Origin of the sequence: Mycobacterium sp. 155 (assembly GCF_000373905.1) — a bacterium.
In the GTDB taxonomy this organism is placed as follows: Bacteria; Actinomycetota; Actinomycetes; order Mycobacteriales; family Mycobacteriaceae; genus Mycobacterium.
Genome location: NZ_KB892705.1, coordinates 3843775 through 3863321 on the forward strand (window position 1 = coordinate 3843775; position 19547 = coordinate 3863321).

Below are 19547 nucleotides of genomic sequence, written 5' to 3' on the forward strand. Positions count from 1 at the left end.
GGAGATCCGACGTGCGCAGCTCTGACACCGGTATCGAGCACCTGCAGATCGGCGAGGTCGCCGCCCGCACAGAACTGTCCATCAAGACCATCCGCCATTACGACGATGTCGGTCTGGTGGTGCCGTCAGCACGCTCAGCCGGGGGATTTCGTCTCTACACCACCAGCGATGTCGAGCGGCTGCTGGCTATTCGCCGCATGAAACCCCTGGGCTTCAGCCTCGACGAAATGCACCGACTGCTCGCCGCGCTTGACACGCTCAACGCCGCCTCTGCAGCGAAAGCCCAACGCGCCCAGGCCATCGCCTTTGTGGCCGAATGTCACGCCCGGGCTCAAGATGCGTGCGACAAACTCTCCAGACAACTCGCCTACGCCCATGAACTGACCAACCAGCTGGCCGATTACCGCAGCTGATCGAGTGCGGGAGCGAGGGTAGAACGTCAATTAATAGACAGATCTACCTAGTAAATGAGAGCATGGGCGCCGTGACCAAACGTGGGCGTCCGGGCGGGCAAGCGCGGCGGCGGCTGTTGGACGCGGCAGCACGCCGCTTCTACGCCGACGGTATCGCCGCAACCGGCATCGACATGGTCACGGCCGATGCCGGTGTGGCGAAAATGAGCCTGTACAACAACTTTGGGTCCAAGGCGGAGCTGGTGGCGGCTTACCTCGAAGAGCGCCACGCGGAGTGGCTTTCGCTGTACGCGCAGCGGTGTCGACAGGCCGTGACCGTCCAAGACAGGGTGCTTGCGGTGTTCGACGCGTATACCGATCACGCTGAACTCGCATATGACCACGGCTTCCGCGGCTGCGGACTCCTCAACGCGGCCGCCGAGCTGCCGGCCGGAGATGCGGGCCGGGAGGCTGTGCGGGCCCACAAGGAGGAAGTAGAGCAGATCCTGCGTACGGAGCTCGTCGCGATCTGCGGGGAAGATGCCGCCAACGGCGTCGCCGAGCATCTGTCCTTCCTGTTGGAGGGAGCGATGGCGCGCGCCGGGTTGGAAGGCCGAGCCGACCGCATCGAACATGCCCGCACCATGGCCGCTGCACTGATGGCCGCGCTGTGACATCGCGCAACGCCGGATTCGCGGCCATCGTCGTCGCGTCGTTGCTGTGGGGCACCACCGGGACGGCATCGGCGCTGGCGCCGTCGGTCAGTCCGATCACGGTCGGGGCCGGCGCGATGGGCATCGGCGGTCTGCTGCAGATCGGCGTCAATGCACGCGCGCTGTACCGCGACCGTGCACGGCTTCGGGCGCGGATTCAGCTCGTAGCGTTCGGGGGAGTCTGTGTCACCGCATATCCGTTGGCGTTCTACAGCTCGATGCGCATCGGCGGCGTCGCGCTGGGCTGCGTAGTGTCCTTGGCCTCGGCGCCTTTGGCGTCGGCCGTGATCGAGCGCGTCTGTGATGGTCGGGCGCTGACCCGGCAGTGGGCGCTCGCCTGCGGGTTCGGCATCGTGGGCAGCGGGTTGCTGAGTATGTCGCGCCACTCGGTCGCGACGACCGGCGCGGCGAACTCTGCGGTTCTCGGCGTTGCACTGGGCTTGGCGGCGGGCGGCTCGTATGCCGGTTACTCCTGGGTCTTGCGCCGACTCATGGACAACCGAGTGAGCCGAGGTGCTTCCACCGCAGCAGTCCTGGGACTCGGCGGGATTCTGCTGATCCCGGTGTTCGTGGCGACCAGTGACACCGTCGTCGGGTCGCCCGCAGGACTCGGTGTCATCACCTATCTCGCGGTGTTGCCGATGTTCCTCGGATACGTCTTCTTCAGTTACGGGCTGGCACACGTGGACACAACCTCGGCCACGACAATCACCCTCCTCGAGCCCGCTGTGGCGACTGTGCTGTCGGTTGCGATCCTGCATGAAAATGTCGGTGCCGTCGGGTGGGCAGGGGTCGCGTTGATCGCGCTGTCACTTGTCGCGCTGACCTTCCCGGCGTCCCGCGACCGGCTGAGTACGCCCGCAAATACGCCCGGCACACAACCAATTCGCAACCCCACGACCCTCGCGTGCGAGCAATGATTCACTCGGACGTAACCACGTGTTCGACGCGTCGCGCGGCGTAGGGATACGGATTGGACCACCATCTTCACTGTGGGCACGCAACGTCTGACGGCACCCGGTGAGATCCCGGACACCGGTATCCCGGCCGCCGTGGCCACCGGCATAACGATGGCCGAGCAATACGACTGGCATCGGGACTATCTGCGCAGGCACCGGGTATCGCGACGGAATTTTCTGCAAGGGTCGGCGGCGTTGGCGGCGGTCGCCGGGCTGGGTGTCTCACCGTTCGGTCACCGCGCCTACGCCGCTGACGCTCCGCTGACGGTGGCCAATCGTCGAGTGGGCTACGGCTCGGACGCTGCCTCTGAACTGCGGCTGGCGGCACAGTTGTCACGCAGTCCCGGCAACTTGAAAGTCTTCGTCGATCACGGGCCGACGCCGGTGTTGGGCGCGACGGTCGAGGCCGAGGTACGCAACCTCGTGACACAGATCCCGGACAGTCGCGGGGGTGTGCTGGCCGCTGAGCAGTTCTACGCGCACGTGCCCGTCAACGGTCTGCCGGGCCGGGCGCGGCACTTTTACCGGTGGCGCACCGAGGACGGTTTCGTCAGCGACGTCCTGTCGGCGTCCACGGCGATGCCGAGCGCACGTGATGCGCAGGTTCCATTCCGATTCACGATGCTGGGCGACCAGGGGACCGACGACACTCCGGTGCTGCCACCGGGACTGGTACCCGGCGATTACGACGACCGCTACTACAAGGCCGACAACGACCCAACCATCGCCCACACCAGTAACCTGCTGAATCAGATCGTCGCGTCGCAGCCCGACTTTCATGTATTGGCAGGGGATATCGCTTACGCCGATCCGTCGGGGGCAGGCAAGCCGGGCGCGTTCGTGCCCTCGGGCGGCGGCAACCCGCCATCCGGGTTCGATAAGTTCAATCCCTTCGTTTGGGATGTCTACTTCGGGTCCATCGAGCGCAGCGCCGCGACGACGCCATGGATGTTCGCCACCGGCAACCACGACATGGAAGCCAGCTATCCGGTGCATGGGTATGCCGGCCACCTGGCCCGACTCGACTTTCCGGGCACCGGCCCGGCGGCCTGCCCTTCTGTGTATTCGTTCGTGTACGGCAACGTCGCGGTGCTCTCCCTGGACGCCAACGACGTCAGCTATGAGATCAAGGCGAACACCGGCTACTCCGATGGTGCGCAGAACACCTGGGTGGAAAGCACACTGGCCGCGCATCGGGCCGATCCCAACATCGATTTCATCGTCTGCTTCTTCCACCACTGTGCGTATTCGACGACCGATTCGCACGCCAGCGACGGCGGGGTCCGCGCGGCATGGGTCGGGTTGTTCGACCGGTATCGAGTGGATCTGGTGTTGCAGGGCCACAATCACGTGTTCGAGCGGACCGATCCGCTTCGCGGGGGCACCCCGACCCGGGTCGCCGGAGACAACGCCATCGTCTACCCCGACACGGACGGCACGGTGTACTACACGGTGGGCTCGGGCGGGCGGCCGCGCTACAACTTCCAGCCCGGTGAGTTGGAGAGTTATCGCGGCCACGACATCGCCGACACCTTCGTCCCGAACAGCTATGTCTGGGATGCCAACGGGGACAAGAACCCTGAAGCCGTCGCCTGGTCGCGCGTGCGGTTCCGCAACTACGCGTTCATCCGAGCCGACGTCAGGCCCGGAACGTTCGTCAGCGAGATGGACGTCGTCGCCGTCGACGAATACGGCAACGAACTCGACAAGGTCACTTACCGTCGCCAAGCGTCGTAGCCTCGGTTACATGACGAAACCGGCACTGCCATCGGCAGTCACCGTCGCTCGATTCGGTCGGGCAGCCTGGTTCTTCGGGAACGCCTACGAGGCTGTGGTCGGTGTTCCGCAGCTGATCGCCGGGTCGCGTGACCGGCAGCCCGGCATCCTCGCCGGCGGCAGCCCGGCGCCCTACTACGCGCCCATCACCCCGGCAGCCATGGGTGGGACCTCGGTGGTGCTGGCCCGGGGGTTGAAGGGCGGCGCGGACCGTCGAACCGTTGTAGCAGCGGGCGCGACGCTGGGTGCCGCGCTCGGGTTGAGCACCTACCTCATCCGATGCATCAACATCCCGCTTCTCAGGGGCGAAATCGCGCCAGAAGCGCAACCGCCACTGATCGCACGCTGGCACCGGGTCAACGCGGTGCGGCTAGTGTTGCTGATTGCTACCGAAGTGCTCGTTCGGCGGATCGAGCCCTCAGCACGTCAGCGATGGCGCACTGCCCCGCAGACACAATCGAATAGCCCAGCAGTGAAGGAGAATTCATGAGGATCGGGATTGTGGTCGGGTCAATCCGCGAGGGCCGCAACGGTAAAGCCGTCGGTGACTGGGTCGCCAAAGGCGCCGCGCAGCGCACCGACGCTGATTTCGAGGTTCTGGATCTCAAAGAGTTCGACGTTCCCCTGCTGGCCTCGGCGACGGTTCCGGGGGCGGCGAACAAGCAATACGATTCGCCGAACGTCACACGTTGGAGCCAGGCGATCGACTCGTGTGACGGATTCATCTTCGTCACCCCGGAGTACAACCACGGGGTCCCTGGTGCGTTGAAGAACGCCTTCGACAGTCTCGGCAACGAATGGTTCCGCAAGACGGTCGCGTTCGTGTCCTACGGTGCAGACGGTGGGATCCGTGCCGTCGAGCAGTGGCGGCAGATCGTCGCCAACTTTCAGATGTTCGATGTCCGAGCCCAGGTGGCACTGTCACTGTTCCAGGACTTCGGTGGTGACGGGTTCGCCCCGCAGGATCGACGCGACGGCGAATTGGGCGTCTTACTCGACCAATTGATCCTCATGACCGGCAAGCTGAGCGCATGAGCGTTCAGCGCGTCGTCTTCAGACGCGAAAGCGCTGCGACGGTGAGAGCTTCGACGCCTGTGGACAGCGTGGGTTCGAGAACCGGTGCGAACAGCGGGGAGTGGTTGGTCGGTACCGGTCGGCCGCTGCGGGCCGATTCGTCGAACCGCTCCTGGGAGTAACCACCCCAGAACCAGAAGGCCGTCGGAGCACCCGCGGTCGTGCCGAAGTGACCGACATCCTCGCTTGCGGCGAGCGGCTCGGGATTCTCGATGACCCGCTCTGCGCCGAAGTGCTTGCGAAACACCGTGGCCAGTTCCTGCATGACGGGGTCGTCGACGACCGTCACCGGGAAGCTGTGCGTGGTGCTCACCGAGGGTTCTTTGCTTGCACCGGAGGCCGTCGCCTCGGCCTGGGCGATCCGGGTGATCGACGCCAGCGTTTTGCTTCGCACCCCCTCGTCGAAAGTGCGCACATTGATCCCGAGTTCCGCGTCGTCGGGAATGACGTTGTCTTTCGCGCCGGCGTGCAGGTAGCCGACGGTGACGACGGCGGGGTCGAACGGTGACAGCTCCCGCGACACGATCGTCTGCAGACGCTGCACAACATTGGCCGCCATCACCACCGGGTCCACGGTCGAATCCGGTTGTGAGCCGTGCCCGCCATGGCCGAACAGCTGCATCTTCAGCGAGTCGGACGCGGCCATCGCCACCCCGGTCTTGTAGGCGATCACCCCGGCCGGGAGCGGGCCGACGTGCTGACCGAGAACCACGTCTGGGGAGGGGAAACGGTCCAGAATGCCGTCGGCGATCATCGCGGCTGCGCCGCCGCCGATCTCCTCGGCCGGCTGGAACACCGCGACCACGGTGCCTGACCAGCGTTTCTTGAGCTCCGTCAATAGCTGCAGGGTGCCGACGAGCGCCGTGGCGTGCATATCGTGCCCGCACGCATGCATGACCGGGACATCCTTGCCGTCCGGATTTATCGCGTGCGCCGTGCTGGCATAGGGCAGACCGGTCTGTTCCCGCACGGGAAGAGCGTCGAAGTCGGCACGCAGCCAGACGACCGGCCCGGGTCCGTTGGCCAGGACTGCCACCACGCCGGTGCCGCCGACTCCAGCAGCCACGTCAAGACCGAGCGGCGCGAGCGCCTGCTGGACTCTCTCGGCGGTGCGGTGTTCCTGAAATGACAGCTCGGGGTGTACGTGCAGGTCGCGATAGAAGTCAGCGAGTGCCGCACCCAGCCGGGCGGACCAGTTTTTCGGCAAATCGATTGTCACAGTCGCCCCTCCCAGTCGGTGCTTGCATCATCGTAAGCCGCGACGCTGTGGGTGAAGCCCCGTGCACGGTGGCTGGGTTGGCGGCGAAACCTCGAAGAACCTGCCCGCTCATCGCTGAGCTTTTACGAGAAGCCTTGGCATCAAGACGAGTTCGGCTACCGCTGCCCGCCGCGGTGTCGTGGTCGGGTGCATTCCGCACTCGGATCGGCCGGCAGATGCCAATGGATCCGTTGAGTTCGGTTGCCACGAGACGCTTTTGCGGTCGTGAACGTTGTCGTCACACTCAAGTCCCTATGGGACAGCCGTCAATTCACCTTGATCAGGGTGAACGGTGCGGAAAGAGTTTGAGCTTTGTCGCCACAAACCCCGGTGTTATAAGAGCTGGTCCAGCCGGAAAGCGTGACAGCGTCCCACGAGTACGAGACTTGGCCGGGATGGACGCTGCCGTCCTTGCAACCGATCGCATCTGGCCGATCGACGAACATGGTCCAGTAACCGACAGACAAGTGGGCGTCGGCATTCCACGGCTGCGCCTCACCGCCCGTCTGCGCCACGTGTACACAGGGAACGAAGGAATCATCGCACGGTGTAAGCGCCCAGGTGCCCTGGTCTGAGCCGGCGATGTCGAGGGTGTACGCACCGGCCAGGTCGTCTGCCGAAGCCGGGCTTGCGAAGACGCAAGCGGCGGCGGTGAGACCCGCGCCGATCACGGAAACGGCAACCGGCAGAGTGATATTCATCGTGCTCCTAGCTTGTGCGTCGGCGAATGGCGGCAACAGATGGGCCACTGTACCTGACGCGTTTGCTCCCGCGGTTCATCTTGCTGGGGGCCAGTGCCGACCGATCCGATGGACGCCTGGTGGGACGGTGTCGGGTCCGTTCCAGTGGTTGTGGGTGCGTATTTGCCGACCTGCTCACAGCAAACAATGAGGTTGCGTCGTCGGACGTCCGCATCGCGCTTGAAAGCTCATCTCGATACCGACGGTAGCGGCTGTCACCTCTACTTTTACTGCCCATGAAAGCGGATGAGTCCGAGATGGCATGACTCAAACGGTCCGCAAACAGCACACTTTGGTGACGTTCTGTCAGTTCGCTAAAAATGGCTCTTCAAGATATAAATCTATATGGTGAATCTGTTTGCTCGTTATTAACTCGACGGTCCGAATGATCAACGTCGATGAACGGCAGCAGTGCCCACTACGGCGAATCTCGAACCTGAGCACAGCCTGATAAACCACCGAATATCGATCGGCGAATGAAGCCCTGACGATGGCATGCCAGTGTCGTGACAGTCGGGTGGCACGCATAAAAAATGGGGTCTGTACTGCACAGATGGGGTGCGGAGGGCTGCGGTGTAGCCCCCTGAGAAGAGCTGAGGGGTTCTCAGTCTTTTGCAAGGTGCGTCAAGTGTCAGCTACTTGAAAATAAAATTAAATGAGGCCGGAGTGTCAGAGACTTGGCGCTGAAGAATGGACGTGTGCTACGTTGCTCGAGCTTGGTGGTCAAGCACTATCCGAGGGGAGAATTTCTACATGTCCAAGCAGCACAAGAATATCCGCACGAACGGTCGAGGTAGCAGCTCTCGCCAGGTGCGGCGGCCAATGATGGCGGCAGTGGCCGCCATCGGCGCCGGCGGCATGATCCTGGGCGCCCCCGCCGCAGGGTTGTTGACAGCGCCTGCAGCTCAGGCAGCCCCCATCGAGATTTCCGATTTCTTCGGAGCCGGGTTTGACTCGCTGCCCACGCCTAACTCATTCCTGGCGCCTGGGTTCGGCATCGCGGACTCGTTGCTCGACCTGGCCGGTGCAATCCCGATCGTCAACATCTTCGTCGGCAACGGGGCGGACGGCGCGCCGGGGCAGGACGGCGGCAACGCCGGAATGTTGATCGGCAATGGCGGCAACGGCGGCAACGCTTATTACGATGCCACCTCGCAGACGTGGACCAATGGCGGCAACGGCGGCAACGCCGGGCTCTTCTTCGGCAACGGCGGTAACGGCGGCGCCGGCGGCTACGGCGGCTACGACACTCAAACCGGCGTCGCGGTCGAGGCCAGCAATGGCGGTAACGGCGGCAACGCCTCGTTCTTCGTCGGCAACGGTGGTAACGGCGGCGCCGGTGGCGCGGGCCGCGACGGCCTGGACGGCGTGAACCCCCGACCCGACGCGGACAACCCGGTCGACGGACTCTCTGACGGTACCGACGGCGTCGCCAATACCGGCCAGAGCGGCACCGACGGCGGAATCAACGGCGGCAACGGCGGCAACGGCGCCACCGGCAACCTGGCCGTGGACGCGGGCCTCGGCGGTAACGGCGGCAACGCCCTCGGCGGCGGCGGTAACGGCGGTAACGGCGGTGACGGCGCCCTTTCCGACGGCGTGGTGGCCGGCGGCAACGGCGGCAACGGCGGCAACGGGTTCGCCTCGTCCGCGAACGGCCAGGACGGCGGCCCCGGTGGTAACGGTGGCGCCGGCGGTGCCGGTGGCTTCCTGTTCGGCACCGGCGGTAACGGCGGCTGGGCCGGCAACGGTGGTGCAGGCGGCGACGGCGCCGCCGGCGGTAACGGCGGTAACGGCGGTAACGGTGGTGCCGGCATCAACGCCCAAAACGGCGGTGACGGCGGTAACGGTGGTAACGGCGCCGATGGTGCCAACGGTGGTGCAGGCGGCAACGGTGGTGTCGGCGGCCCGGCCGGCTCCAGCGGGTTTATCCCGTTCCTGACCAACTCCGGAAGCGCCGGTAAGGACGGCGACGGCGGTAACGGCGGCACCGGTGGCGCCGGCGGCAACGTCGGCAAGGGCGGCGCAGGTGGCGTGGCCACCGGCACCGGCACCGACGGCAAGGCCGGCAACGACGGCACCACGGCCGGTGTCGGCGGCAAGGGTGGCCCCGGCGGCCAGGCCGGCGGGCCCACCGGCAAGGCTGGCACCGGTGGTAGCGACGGCGCGGCCGGCAACGGCCCGTCGAAGGCTCCGTAATCCGCTAGCCGCAGGGACTCGACAGAGTTCCGCACGGTTTGATCCCAGGGGCGTCGCCCCCCGACGCCCCTGGGACTCCCCACACCGGCAAGTAGTTCGGCAGAACACCGGGTCCCACATGGGCCCGGTGTTCTTGCATGTCATGTCATGAGGAGAGACGCGTGATGATCACCGCATCCGGTGCCACCGGTGCCGCCGCCACCAGTGACGAATATCCGCCCGGTCACGCGCTGCTCCCGGTCGCAGAAGTGGGACGTCTGCTGCTGCGCTGTGCGGATCGGCCGGGACTGGTCGCCGCCGTCAGCACCTTCCTGGCCGATGCGGGTGCCAACATCGTGTCGTTGGATCAACATTCCACCCAGGCGTCGGGTGGAATGTTCGTGCAGCGCACCATCTTTCATCTCCCAGGTTTGGCCGCCGCGCGCGACGAGCTGGAACGCGACTTCTCCGAGAGGGTCGCCGCGCCGTTCGGCATGGACTTCACGATGACCGAGGCCGCCAAACCCAAACGCGTCGCGATCATGGCGTCGAAGCAGGACCACTGCCTGCTTGATCTGCTGTGGCGCAACCGACGTGGTGAGCTGGATATGTCGGTGGTGATGGTGATCGCCAACCACCCCGACCTCGCCGACCAGGTGCGCCCGTTTGGCGTGCCGTTCATCCACGTGCCCGCGCACAAAGATATCCGCGAAGATGCCGAGCGTCGTCTACTCGACTTGCTGCGGGGCAACGTCGACCTCGTGGTGCTTGCCCGCTACATGCAGATCATCACCCCGCAGTTCCTCGACGAGGTGGGGTGCCCGCTGATCAACATCCACCACTCGTTCCTGCCGGCGTTCATCGGTGCGGCGCCCTATCGGCGCGCCAAGCAGCGCGGTGTCAAACTCGTGGGTGCAACTGCCCATTACGTCACCGAAAACCTCGACGAGGGCCCCATCATCGAACAGGACGTGGTGCGTGTCGACCACCGCCACAGCGTGGAGGACCTGTCCCGTCTGGGTGCCGACGTCGAACGCGCGGTGCTGTCGCGTGCGGTGTTGTGGCACTGCGAGGACCGCATCATCCGATCCGGCAACCACACCATCGTCTTCTGACGCCGCGCTGCCGCCGCGAACTCCGGTGTGGTGCACCATGTTTCCGCGACGGCAGGCTCAGCGAGCGGCCAGCCCTGTTGTCAGTCGAGGTTCAGGGCCATCGTCATATAATCGAGGCGCCACAGGCCCTCGAACAGCTCAAGACCGAATCTCTCGGTCGCCGCCGAGCCGTCCGGCCCTACCGCCACGCTGGCAGCAATCTCACGGATCGTGCGACGCCCGTCGACGCGTTGCACCAGCGACAGCTGGGCCGGCCCGAGTCTGGTCTGCCCACCCGGCTGGACAATGTCAGCCCCCGAAAGACGGCATCGCATCCGCATCACCGGAATGTAGTCGAGCGCGGCGGGCGTGGAAAAATCGATGGTGTAGCGCTCCTTTGGCCGATCGGGACGGCATCCGACGAAGAAATGACACCCGTTGAAGGTCTGGAGGCGCTCCATCACCGACCAGAGCTTGGGCTTGGGCAATGCGTTGAGCGCCGTGTGGAGCTCGCTCGTCGAGCTGGGGGAATCGTGCGGGTAGTACGGTGAATTCATCAGCCAGGTCTGAAATACCAGCCCGGCGGAATCGAGCAGGTCGATGCAGTCCCCGACGGTGTAACTGCGATCGCGGCCGTGCAGAAATGTATCTACCACCCCGGCGTCGTAGCGCAGATCGGGCGCTGCGCTCAGATAACCGCGTGCCAGGTGCTGCGCCGGCAACGACGAAAGCGTCTCTTTGACCATCCGCACCGATGTGTCGTCCTGGCCCAGCTCCAGGTCGTGAAAGACCGATTGCAGCAGTTCAACTCCGATCCGGCCGTACTTTGCGTACAGCATGACGGCGACTGCACCGTCCCGGCGCACGCAACCGGCCAGCGCCCTCATACCCACCAGCGGATCCGCCAGGTGATGCAGGACGCCGGTCGACACCACCAGATCGAAGTCGCGCCCCAGACTGGACAGCTCCTCGATCGGAAGCCGATACAGCTCCAGGTTGTCCAGCCCGTACTTGCCCTTCAGATAGTGCTGATGGTCCAGCGATGGCCGACTGATATCGACCGCGACCACCCGGGCGTCGGGATTCGTGTAGGCAAAGACTGCGGCCTGATTGGTGCCGCAACCCGCGATCAGAATATCCAGATCTGGCCGATATTCCCGATCCGGCCACAGAATGCGGTGTGCATGAATCGGGTCGAACCACTGCCAGTTGTCCTCGAGCCAAGCCTCCAGATCCTCTATCGGCTCGGGATAGGTCCACCGCTCATACTGGCGGGAGACAACATCGGTGCGTGGATCCTCACTCATGACGGGGGTTACTCCTTGACGGCTCAATAACTTTCACTATCCCAACGGGAAGCACTCGTACGGTGAAGCCTACTTTGCAGCTGGCCAGTCACCCGCACGTCACATCAACCATCCGGGACTGATCACCCGGGCCGCCGATCTTCTGATACACCAGCCAGCGCATCTCGATCGGGCAGTCCGCCCGCTCCACGTCGAATACATCCAGACCACTGACCCACTCCGCGTACCAACTCGTGGGTGGCCAATGAGCCGGGGCCAGGTGGGCCTTCTCGTATTCGTAGACCGAGTCGTCCCCAACCAATTCAAGAGGTAAACCGGCTGCGGCAGCCGATATCTCGGGTCGCGTGAAGATACTTGTGTACGTCTGCTGGCCGAGTTCACGCACGGCGGCGTCGGGGACGTAACCGTCGCGCGCCACAAAAGCGTTGAACACCAAGCGTCCACCGGGCGCCAGGCACTGGGCGGCGAGTTCGAACACACCGCGCAGCTGCCGGGTCGTCCGGAAATCCGACACCACCTCGGAGAGCAGAATCAGGTGATAGTTCCGCCGCAGATCGTCGATGGTCTCGAAGACATCACGCGTGATGACGCGGACATCGAGTAATTCCCGTGCGGCATCGTGCCGGATCATCTCGGCGAACTTCGGGGTGAGTTCCACGACGTCCATGGGGTGGCCGCGTCGCGCCAAGGCCAGGGCGTTGCGCCCCGTTCCCGCGCCGATATCGAGTACCGGACAGCTTCGGGGTTGCGGTGCTTCGCACGCCAGCGCCCACACGCGAGCATCTGGTTCCGTCCCGAACAGAGGTGGCTGACGTGTGCTGAGCCAATTGTCGTAGGCGCTCTCGAGCGTCCACCACTGCGCTTTGACGTGATAATTCAAGACCGTGCCGACGGGGGCATCGAACGAGATCACGATGGTCGAACGTGGCGACGCTGCGTAGGCTTCCGCCAATTGCTCCTCGAGTATCACCTTGAGGTCAGCGAGCTGTTCGGCCGTGAACCTGCGCCCCACACCACCAAAGACACTGTCGCACATCGCCACATACTCGTCGACCATGCTGGGAACGGCGGGCAAGCTGATCTCACCCGTGACCAACGCGCGGCGATACAAGCGCCGCGCCAAGGCTTCACGCAGCAGTGCGGGATCAGCTGACACACACGGCGGATTATCCATGCGATCTCTCTACACCACGGGACGTGCTCCTGCCAGGCAACAGCTTAGACGTGTTGAGCAGCACCACCGTAATTCGCGACTATCTCGATGTGTTGGCACAACTACGTAAACCGAATTACAGCACGGGATCTTGCGATTATCGCAACCAACATGATCCCTAAAATATAAGTCTTTTACTCCGATTACCGCTGACACACGCTCGGACGGCAAACTCAAAAGGGAATTGAAACTGTGTCGAATCGCAGCAGAAGGGCTTGTGGTACTGGGTGATTACGGATCGCGGGCCATCGTGGCAGGGGCTTCAGCCGCTATCATCGTCACATGCCGGATTCACATGACGATGTTCGCACCCATTCCGATGAGACTTTTGCCGAGGAGACACCGCGGCGAGAGGTGTCTCGGTCGGCGGTGCAGATTGCGCCACAAGGAATGTCCCGTTGGATGGCGCCCGCCGCGCTGGTGATTGCGTTGGCTGCTGTCGCCGTTGCCCTATGGGCCGCGAAGAGCCCGTCACCAGGCGGCGCTGGAGCCGCGAACCTTTCCGGCGATCCGAAAACGCGCGTGTGCACCGCTTTCGGCGTGGTGAGCAAGGCAGTGCCGTTGCAAACGCACACGAGCTTGGGCCCTGATCCGGTGGCGCAGGCGGCCGTGGCGGCCAACTCCCGCTTGGCGCTTTTCGGCGGCGGTCAATACCTGCTGAACAGTCTCGACGGTGCGACGCCGGCATCGCTTGCCGATCCCGTTCGGTCTTTCGCCACCTCGCTACAAGACATCGGAATCAATGCTTTGGCCGGAGTGCAGAACACTGATCCTGCTCAGTCCACGCGACTCGTCGAAGCTGATCACACCAGGCAGCAGATCGTCGACTTGTGCAAGTAAGCATGCGTCAGAGTTACAGGGCCGGATTTCGGTATTCGTAGTGCCTTCGCCTGGGCCGCACAGAAGCCGACACGTCAGTCCGTCTCAGCCCTGCAGTTCGCAGATCACCACCGGAATGTCACGAGTCGTCCGCTTCTGATAGTTCGCGTAGCCCTTGTAGGCGGCGATGATCTTCGGCCACAGCTCGGCTTTCTCGTCGGCACTTGCGGTGCGGGCGTGTACCTTTCGACGCTCGCCGTTGATTACCAACTCGGCGTCGGGGTGCGCCCGCAGGTTCTGATACCAGTCGGGATTGCGGTCGTCACCGCCCTTCGAGGCGACCAGCACGATGCGGTTGGCGTCGTGCACGGGCGTGGTCAGGTAGCAGGACCGCGGCTGGCCGGACTTGCGCCCGGTCGTGTGAAGCTCGACCAAAGGCATCCCGAAGGGTTTGGCCAGCAGCCGTTTCCCGCTGATTGTGAGGACAAGACGGTGCGCGAGGTTCATCAACTTGGCGCTGCCGTCTTTCAGGGCATTGGTGTTCATCGCTTTGCTCTCATTCTGATGTAGGGCCCGATATTGTCTGGACTGAGATGGGCACCGGTATGTGCAGGGCGAGCTGAGCTTCGGTGGTGACGTCGGTTTCGCCGTCGGCATTGGCAACCCGCGCGGTCGTTCGTCGATGTCGACATCGAGTTGGGTTACCCATTTGGGAAATCCGTAACCGTCGTGGCCGCGGACCTGGGCAATGTCGGTGTTGACCGGCAGGGACAACACATAGGTGTGGAGGTGATCGTTGCCGAGACCGGTCAGCAGGTCCAAGAATCCGGGTCCCCCGTGGCGGGCGGGCCGGACGGCGACCCCGACCGCCGCCTCGGTGTAGAAGTCGACGTCGCTGACACGCGGGTCGCTGGTGACTTCGTCGAGATCGGTGTTCATCCGATACCGGTCATACAGACCACCTTTCGGCACGGTGACTACCCGGTTACCTAGCTTGACCTCGACGGTGTCCTGATCGGTCGATGACATTCAGCGCCAGCTCCCTTGTTGCATGTGCGCGGTGCTCAGATCTTGTAAGCACCGCTAACACTAGGACCGAATGTGAGCGGTGTCAACACTTGGTACCGTGACACCGTGTCGTCGGCCGCGCGCTATCACCATGGGGACCTACCCAGGGCTCTGGTGGGTGCGGCGATGGAACTCCTCGAGGAGGGGGGCGCGGCCGAGCTGTCACTGCGGGCCGCGGCGCGGCGGGCCGGTGTCTCCACCGCGGCGCCCTACCGACATTTCGCCGATCGCAATGCCCTGCTGTCGGAAGTGGCCGCGGTCGGTTACCGCGAGTTGGCCGCAGACCTCGTGGCGGCCCATCCTGCGCCGAGGAAGCCCGAAGACTTCGCCACCGTCGCCGTGGCTTACGTCCGGTTTGCGTTGGCACGCCCTGGACTCTTCCGCGTCATGTTCGCCGAGCAGTGCGATTCTACGCACGCAGAACGGGTGGCAGCGGTCGACGCCATCCGAGGTTATCTCAACTCCATTGTGCAGCAAGCATTTCCGTCTACCGATCCGGAGGCGATGTCGATCGCCCTGTGGGGGCTCGTGCACGGGCTGGCGTTCCTGCACCTGGATGGGAAGTTCGACAGCTCATCCGCTCAGGGCGTCGCCGACCGCGTCCGTGCCGCGGTACTGGCGACCATCAAGACGGCAGGCCTCAAGGACAGCTGAGCACCAGACGGAGGAAAGATGAATCTCAACGACTATCGGCAACTGACGTTGAGCCGCCGGGACAATGGGGTCCTGCTGATCACCATCGACCGTCCCGAGAAGTACAACGCTGCCGATGAGGAGATGCACGCCGAACTGGCCACCATCTGGCGGGACGTATCCGCCGACAGCCAGACCCGCGTCGCGGTGATCACCGGCGCGGGCAAGGCCTTCAGCGCGGGCGGTGACCTGGCCATGGTCGAGCGGATGGCCGGTGACTACGAACGGGTTTCGCACATGCTCACCGAGATGAGCGATCTGGTCTACAACATGATCAACTGTGACAAGCCCATCGTGTCGGCGATCAACGGAGTCGCGGTCGGCGCGGGCGCGGTGGCCGCGTTGCTCGCCGACATCTCGATCGTCGCCGAGGACGCCCGGATCGGCGACGGGCACGTCAAACTCGGTGTTGCCGCGGGCGACCATGCCGCTATCGTCTGGCCCCTGCTGGCCGGTATGGCCAAGGCGAAGTACTACCTGATGACCGGTGAGATGGTCACCGGCACCGAGGCCGAACGTATCGGCCTGGTGGCCAAAGCCGTTCCCCGCGAACAGGTTCTCGCCGAGGCGTTGCGGATTGCGGATGGTCTTGCGGTGGGTGCCCAGCAGGCCATCCGGCTGACCAAACGGTCGATCAACAACTGGCTTCGCCAAGCCGGTCCGGTATTCGATCAATCGGCCGCCTACGAGATGCTGACCTTTCTGGGGCCCGATGTGGTCGAGGGCTACACCGCATTGCGCGAGAAGCGACCACCGCGGTTCCCGTCCGCTCGATCCTGACCATGCCGGTGGTGCATGGCCTTCATCGGTGTCTCGAACACCGTCGCCCTAGCGATGTGCTCCTGCCTGATCGACGCGCGTCGGACCGTTCAGTCCATGCGGCCTGCGTCCAACATCCGCAGCACCGCCGTTCCCGCTTCATCGGACGCTTCGAGGTCCACCTCGACCTCGAAACCCCAGTCTCGATCGCCTGCGGGGTCGTCGAGGATCTGCCGCACCCGCCACATGCCGGGTTGACGGTCGAAGATCAACATCGCGGGGCCGCGTGCGTCAGGACCGGTGCCCACATTGGGATGCTCGGCAAAATACGCGGCGCCCACCTCTTCCCATTCCACGTCACCATCCAGCTCACCGAGCTCCTCCCAGCGTCGCCGGGCGAACAGCTCTACCCGACGGAACAGCGCATTGCGGACCATCGCAGTGAAGGCGCGTTCGTTGCCGGTCAGCGGCCGTGGCCGCGTGGGTGTCGCGACGGGGACGTCGTGTGGCTGGTCGGGGTCGGTGAGCTGTTCCCACTCATCGAGCAGGCTCGAATCTACCTGGCGGACAAGCTCGCCGAGCCATTCGACGATATCGGTGACATCCTCGGTGCGGGCCGCGGCGGGGACTCCGGAGCGGAGAGCCTTGAATGCGTCCGACAGGTAACGCAGCACCGCGCCCTCCGAGCGGGTCAGCCCGTAGCCGCTGACGAACTCCCGGAAGGTCATGGCGCGCTCCCACATCTCGCGCACGATCGACTTGGGCGACAGCCGGCCGTCCGCGGCCCACGGGTTCGTGCGCAGATATACGTCGAAGGCGTGGTTGAGCAGTTCTTCGAGCGGCTTGGGATAAGTGACGTCGTCGAGCAGCTCGATCCGTTCGTCGTACTCGATGCCGTCGGCCTTCATCTGTGCGACGGCTTCGCCGCGCGCCTTGTTCAACTGGGCACCCAGGATCTGGCGCGGATCCTCCAGCGTCGCCTCAATCACCGAAACCACGTCCAGCGCATAGGTTTCGGCTGCGGGATCGAGCAGGTCGATCGCGGCAAGCGCGAACGTCGACAACGGCTGGTTCAGCGCGAAGTCGGGCGGTAGGTCCACGGTCAGCCGATAACGCCTACCGTCGGAGTCGGGTACGTCGAGCCGCTCCAGCACGCCGGCCTGCAGCAGCGAACGGGCTATGCCGACGGCCTCCTTGACAAGTCTGAGTTGACGTTTGCGTGGTTCGTGGTTGTCGGTGAGCAGCCGGCGCATCGTCACGAACGGGTCGTCTGAGCCGTCTCCCGTCGCTGCGCTCGCCCTGGGCCGGTCCACGACGTCGAGGATCATCGCCGTGGAGACCCGCATATTGCTGGTCAGTGCCTCCGGCGGGGCAGCGACGAGGCGGTTCATGGTGGCCTCGCTCCACGGCACCATGCCTTCGGGAACTTTACGGCGCACGAGTTTTCGCCGCTTCTTCGGATCGTTGGCCACCTTGGCGAACTGCTTGAGGTTCTCCACTTCGTGGTCGGGGGCTTGGACGACGACGGTGCCCGCGGTGTCGTAGCCGGCTCGCCCGGCGCGGCCCGCGATCTGGTGGAACTCACGGGCACTGAGCAGCCGGGTGCGCGTGCCGTCGTATTTGGACAACGCCGAGAACACCACCGTGCGGATCGGCACGTTGATACCGACGCCGAGGGTGTCGGTACCGCAGACGACCTTGAGCAGGCCGGCCTGAGCGAGCTGCTCCACCAACCGCCGATACTTCGGCAGCATCCCGGCGTGATGCACCCCGATGCCGTGCCGGACCAGCCGCGACAGCGTCGCCCCGAACGCCGAGGTGAAGCGAAACTCGCCGATGGCCCCGGCGATCGAGGCTTTCTCCTCCTTGGTGCAGACGTTGACGCTCATCAGCGCCTGCGCGCGTTCCAATGCCGAGGCCTGGGTGAAGTGCACGACATAGATCGGGGCCTGTTTGGTGTCGAGCAGATCCTGAATCGTCTCGTGCATCGGCGTAGTCGCATACGAGTAGAACAGCGGCACCGGTCTCTCGGCCCCCGCGACCAGCGCCGTAGGACGACCGGTGCGCCGGGTGAGGTCCTCGCGCAGGAACGTGACATCACCGAGTGTGGCCGACATCAACAGGAACTGGGCCCGCGGCAACTCCAGCAGCGGGACCTGCCACGCCCAGCCGCGGTCGGGATCGCCGTAGAAGTGGAACTCGTCCATCACCACCAGGCCGATATCGGCCTGCGCACCCTCCCGCAACGCAATGTTCGCGAGCACTTCTGCGGTGCACGCGATGATCGGCGCATCGGAGTTGACCGCGGCGTCGCCGGTGAGCATGCCGACATTCACTGCGCCAAAAATCTCGCAGAGCGCGAAGAACTTCTCACTGACCAAGGCTTTGATCGGGGCCGTGTAGTAACTGCGGCCCCCCAAAGCGAGCGTGGCGTACAGCGCACCCGTGGCCACCAGCGACTTGCCTGACCCGGTCGGGGTGGCGAGCACCACGTTGGCCCCGCTGACCAGCTCGATCAACGCTTCTTCCTGCGCCGGGTAGAGCACGGTGCCGTTGGCCTCGGCCCACGCGGCGAAGTCGGTGAACAGCTCGTCGGGGCTGGAGCTGCGGGCGCGCAGCGCGGACAAGTCGCCGGGGTCGTCGAGCAGCGCAGCAGTCATCGGGTGGGAGCGGTGGGAGTGGCCATTGTGGTGACCAGCGTGCCTGACCGGTGCCCGACCATTCCGCTAGGGGCTGTCACTCGTCCCCGCCGAGCATGTCATGGAGGAACTCGCCGCCGTGAACCGCGGCGAGCAGCGATCCTTCGGCGGAACGATTGGCGATGAACAGCATCTCGTCACCGGCCTCAAGCACTTCGTCGGGGCGCGGCAAGATGACGTGCCGGCCCCGGACCACCGTCACCAACGCCGTGTTCGACGGTAGCTCCAACTGGTCGACCCGCTGCCCGACGAGCGGGTTGGCTTCGGGCAGAGTCAGCTTCGTCAGCTCGGACGTTCCGCCTCGTAGCCTCATCAGCCGTACGAGATGGCCCACGTCGATAGCGCCCTCGACACCGGCGACCAACGCGCCCGGAGTCGACACCGCGACGTCGATACCCCATTCGGGGCCGAACAGCCACTGGCTGCGGACGTCATTGATGCGGGCCACCACTCGGGGCACCTTGAACTCGGTCTTGGCAAGCAGGCCAATAACCAGATTGGCCCTGTCGTCACCCGTCGCCGCGATCAGCACGTCGCACGTCTGGATCCCGGCCTCCTCCATTGTGGTGAGCTCGCAGGCGTCGGCCAACAACCAGTCCGCACCTGGAGCCGTCTCGGGCTCGAATTTGCGCCGTTCGTGCTCGATCAACAAGACCTTGTGGCCGTAACCGAGCAATTCTCGCGCGACCGACCGTCCTACGTTGCCTGCCCCTGCGATCGCGATTCGCATCTTCCGTTCCGCCACTTAGTCATCTTTGCGTACACACCGGGGCTCACTGCAGACTTCGGTACTGATTTACTTTCA

At 64.4% G+C, this 19547-nt stretch carries 18 protein-coding genes and 1 pseudogene; 11 read left to right on the forward strand and 8 right to left on the reverse strand.

Annotated features, from left to right (window positions below; genetic code table 11):
* Window positions 1-11: 11 nt before the first annotated feature.
* The 6 genes from B133_RS0118260 to B133_RS0118285 all read left to right on the forward strand — a co-directional run bounded on the left by B133_RS0118260 (window position 12) and on the right by B133_RS0118285 (window position 4875).
* A complete protein-coding gene (locus B133_RS0118260; RefSeq protein ID WP_018603088.1) occupies window positions 12-413 on the forward strand; it encodes a MerR family transcriptional regulator in 402 nt (133 codons plus the stop codon).
* 62 nt (window positions 414-475) lie between these two features.
* Complete coding sequence (locus B133_RS0118265) at window positions 476-1066, forward strand: TetR family transcriptional regulator (RefSeq protein WP_018603089.1); 591 nt, start codon at window positions 476-478, stop codon at window positions 1064-1066.
* Window positions 1063-2025, forward strand: coding sequence for a DMT family transporter (locus tag B133_RS23030; protein WP_018603090.1), 963 nt, complete (start codon window positions 1063-1065; stop codon window positions 2023-2025). Before B133_RS0118265 ends, B133_RS23030 begins: the two co-directional genes overlap by 4 nt.
* A gap of 72 nt (window positions 2026-2097) precedes the next feature.
* A complete protein-coding gene (locus tag B133_RS0118275; protein ID WP_018603091.1) occupies window positions 2098-3801 on the forward strand; it encodes a metallophosphoesterase in 1704 nt (567 codons plus the stop codon).
* A 10-nt stretch (window positions 3802-3811) separates the two neighbouring features.
* Window positions 3812-4330, forward strand: coding sequence for a hypothetical protein (locus tag B133_RS23035; RefSeq protein ID WP_018603092.1), 519 nt, complete (start codon window positions 3812-3814; stop codon window positions 4328-4330).
* The gene (locus B133_RS0118285) at window positions 4327-4875 is read left to right on the forward strand and encodes an NADPH-dependent FMN reductase (RefSeq protein ID WP_018603093.1); all 549 of its coding nucleotides are present in this window, start codon (window positions 4327-4329) and stop codon (window positions 4873-4875) included. The genes B133_RS23035 and B133_RS0118285 overlap by 4 nt, the downstream gene beginning before the upstream one ends.
* Window positions 4876-4879: 4 nt before the next feature.
* Here B133_RS0118285 and B133_RS0118290 read toward each other — a convergent pair whose 3' ends face one another.
* Both B133_RS0118290 and B133_RS0118295 read right to left on the reverse strand, forming a co-directional pair.
* Window positions 4880-6133: an amidohydrolase gene (locus tag B133_RS0118290; protein ID WP_018603094.1), complete on the reverse strand. Its 1254-nt coding sequence runs from the start codon at window positions 6131-6133 to the stop codon at window positions 4880-4882.
* Window positions 6134-6438: 305 nt separating this feature from the next.
* The gene (locus B133_RS0118295) at window positions 6439-6873 is read right to left on the reverse strand and encodes a hypothetical protein (RefSeq protein ID WP_018603095.1); all 435 of its coding nucleotides are present in this window, start codon (window positions 6871-6873) and stop codon (window positions 6439-6441) included.
* A gap of 861 nt (window positions 6874-7734) precedes the next feature.
* On the opposite strand from B133_RS0118295, the gene B133_RS25220 reads away from it, so the two are divergent.
* Together B133_RS25220 and purU are read left to right on the forward strand one after the other, a co-directional pair.
* Window positions 7735-9111 carry a PGRS repeat-containing protein gene (locus B133_RS25220; RefSeq protein ID WP_018603096.1) on the forward strand — a complete coding sequence of 459 codons (1377 nt, stop codon included), beginning with the start codon at window positions 7735-7737 and terminating at the stop codon, window positions 9109-9111.
* A 164-nt stretch (window positions 9112-9275) separates the two neighbouring features.
* Window positions 9276-10205, forward strand: coding sequence for a formyltetrahydrofolate deformylase (gene purU, locus B133_RS0118305; RefSeq protein WP_018603097.1), 930 nt, complete (start codon window positions 9276-9278; stop codon window positions 10203-10205).
* A gap of 80 nt (window positions 10206-10285) precedes the next feature.
* Here purU and B133_RS0118310 read toward each other — a convergent pair whose 3' ends face one another.
* Complete coding sequence (locus B133_RS0118310) at window positions 10286-11491, reverse strand: bifunctional 2-polyprenyl-6-hydroxyphenol methylase/3-demethylubiquinol 3-O-methyltransferase UbiG (protein WP_018603098.1); 1206 nt, start codon at window positions 11489-11491, stop codon at window positions 10286-10288.
* An 88-nt stretch (window positions 11492-11579) separates the two neighbouring features.
* A complete protein-coding gene (locus tag B133_RS0118315; RefSeq protein ID WP_018603099.1) occupies window positions 11580-12665 on the reverse strand; it encodes a bifunctional 2-polyprenyl-6-hydroxyphenol methylase/3-demethylubiquinol 3-O-methyltransferase UbiG in 1086 nt (361 codons plus the stop codon).
* A gap of 321 nt (window positions 12666-12986) precedes the next feature.
* Between B133_RS0118315 and B133_RS0118320 the strand changes: the two genes are divergently transcribed.
* Complete coding sequence (locus B133_RS0118320; protein ID WP_018603100.1) at window positions 12987-13544, forward strand: hypothetical protein; 558 nt, start codon at window positions 12987-12989, stop codon at window positions 13542-13544.
* A gap of 84 nt (window positions 13545-13628) precedes the next feature.
* Here B133_RS0118320 and B133_RS0118325 read toward each other — a convergent pair whose 3' ends face one another.
* The gene (locus B133_RS0118325) at window positions 13629-14069 is read right to left on the reverse strand and encodes a nitroreductase family deazaflavin-dependent oxidoreductase (RefSeq protein WP_026256592.1); all 441 of its coding nucleotides are present in this window, start codon (window positions 14067-14069) and stop codon (window positions 13629-13631) included.
* Between the two features lie 73 nt (window positions 14070-14142).
* Window positions 14143-14552: pseudogene (locus B133_RS23900) on the reverse strand (hypothetical protein); the annotation flags it as partial.
* A gap of 165 nt (window positions 14553-14717) precedes the next feature.
* Here B133_RS23900 and B133_RS0118330 point away from each other — a divergent pair.
* Window positions 14718-15245, forward strand: coding sequence for a TetR/AcrR family transcriptional regulator (locus tag B133_RS0118330; protein ID WP_157626049.1), 528 nt, complete (start codon window positions 14718-14720; stop codon window positions 15243-15245).
* 18 nt (window positions 15246-15263) lie between these two features.
* Window positions 15264-16064 carry an enoyl-CoA hydratase/isomerase family protein gene (locus B133_RS0118335; RefSeq protein WP_018603103.1) on the forward strand — a complete coding sequence of 267 codons (801 nt, stop codon included), beginning with the start codon at window positions 15264-15266 and terminating at the stop codon, window positions 16062-16064.
* 89 nt (window positions 16065-16153) lie between these two features.
* Here the strand turns inward: B133_RS0118335 and B133_RS0118340 are convergent, their stop codons facing one another.
* Together B133_RS0118340 and B133_RS23040 are read right to left on the reverse strand one after the other, a co-directional pair.
* Window positions 16154-18703: an RNA helicase gene (locus B133_RS0118340; RefSeq protein ID WP_018603104.1), complete on the reverse strand. Its 2550-nt coding sequence runs from the start codon at window positions 18701-18703 to the stop codon at window positions 16154-16156.
* Window positions 18704-18779: 76 nt separating this feature from the next.
* Complete coding sequence (locus B133_RS23040) at window positions 18780-19472, reverse strand: TrkA family potassium uptake protein (RefSeq protein WP_051088140.1); 693 nt, start codon at window positions 19470-19472, stop codon at window positions 18780-18782.
* Between the last annotated feature and the right edge of the window lie 75 nt (window positions 19473-19547).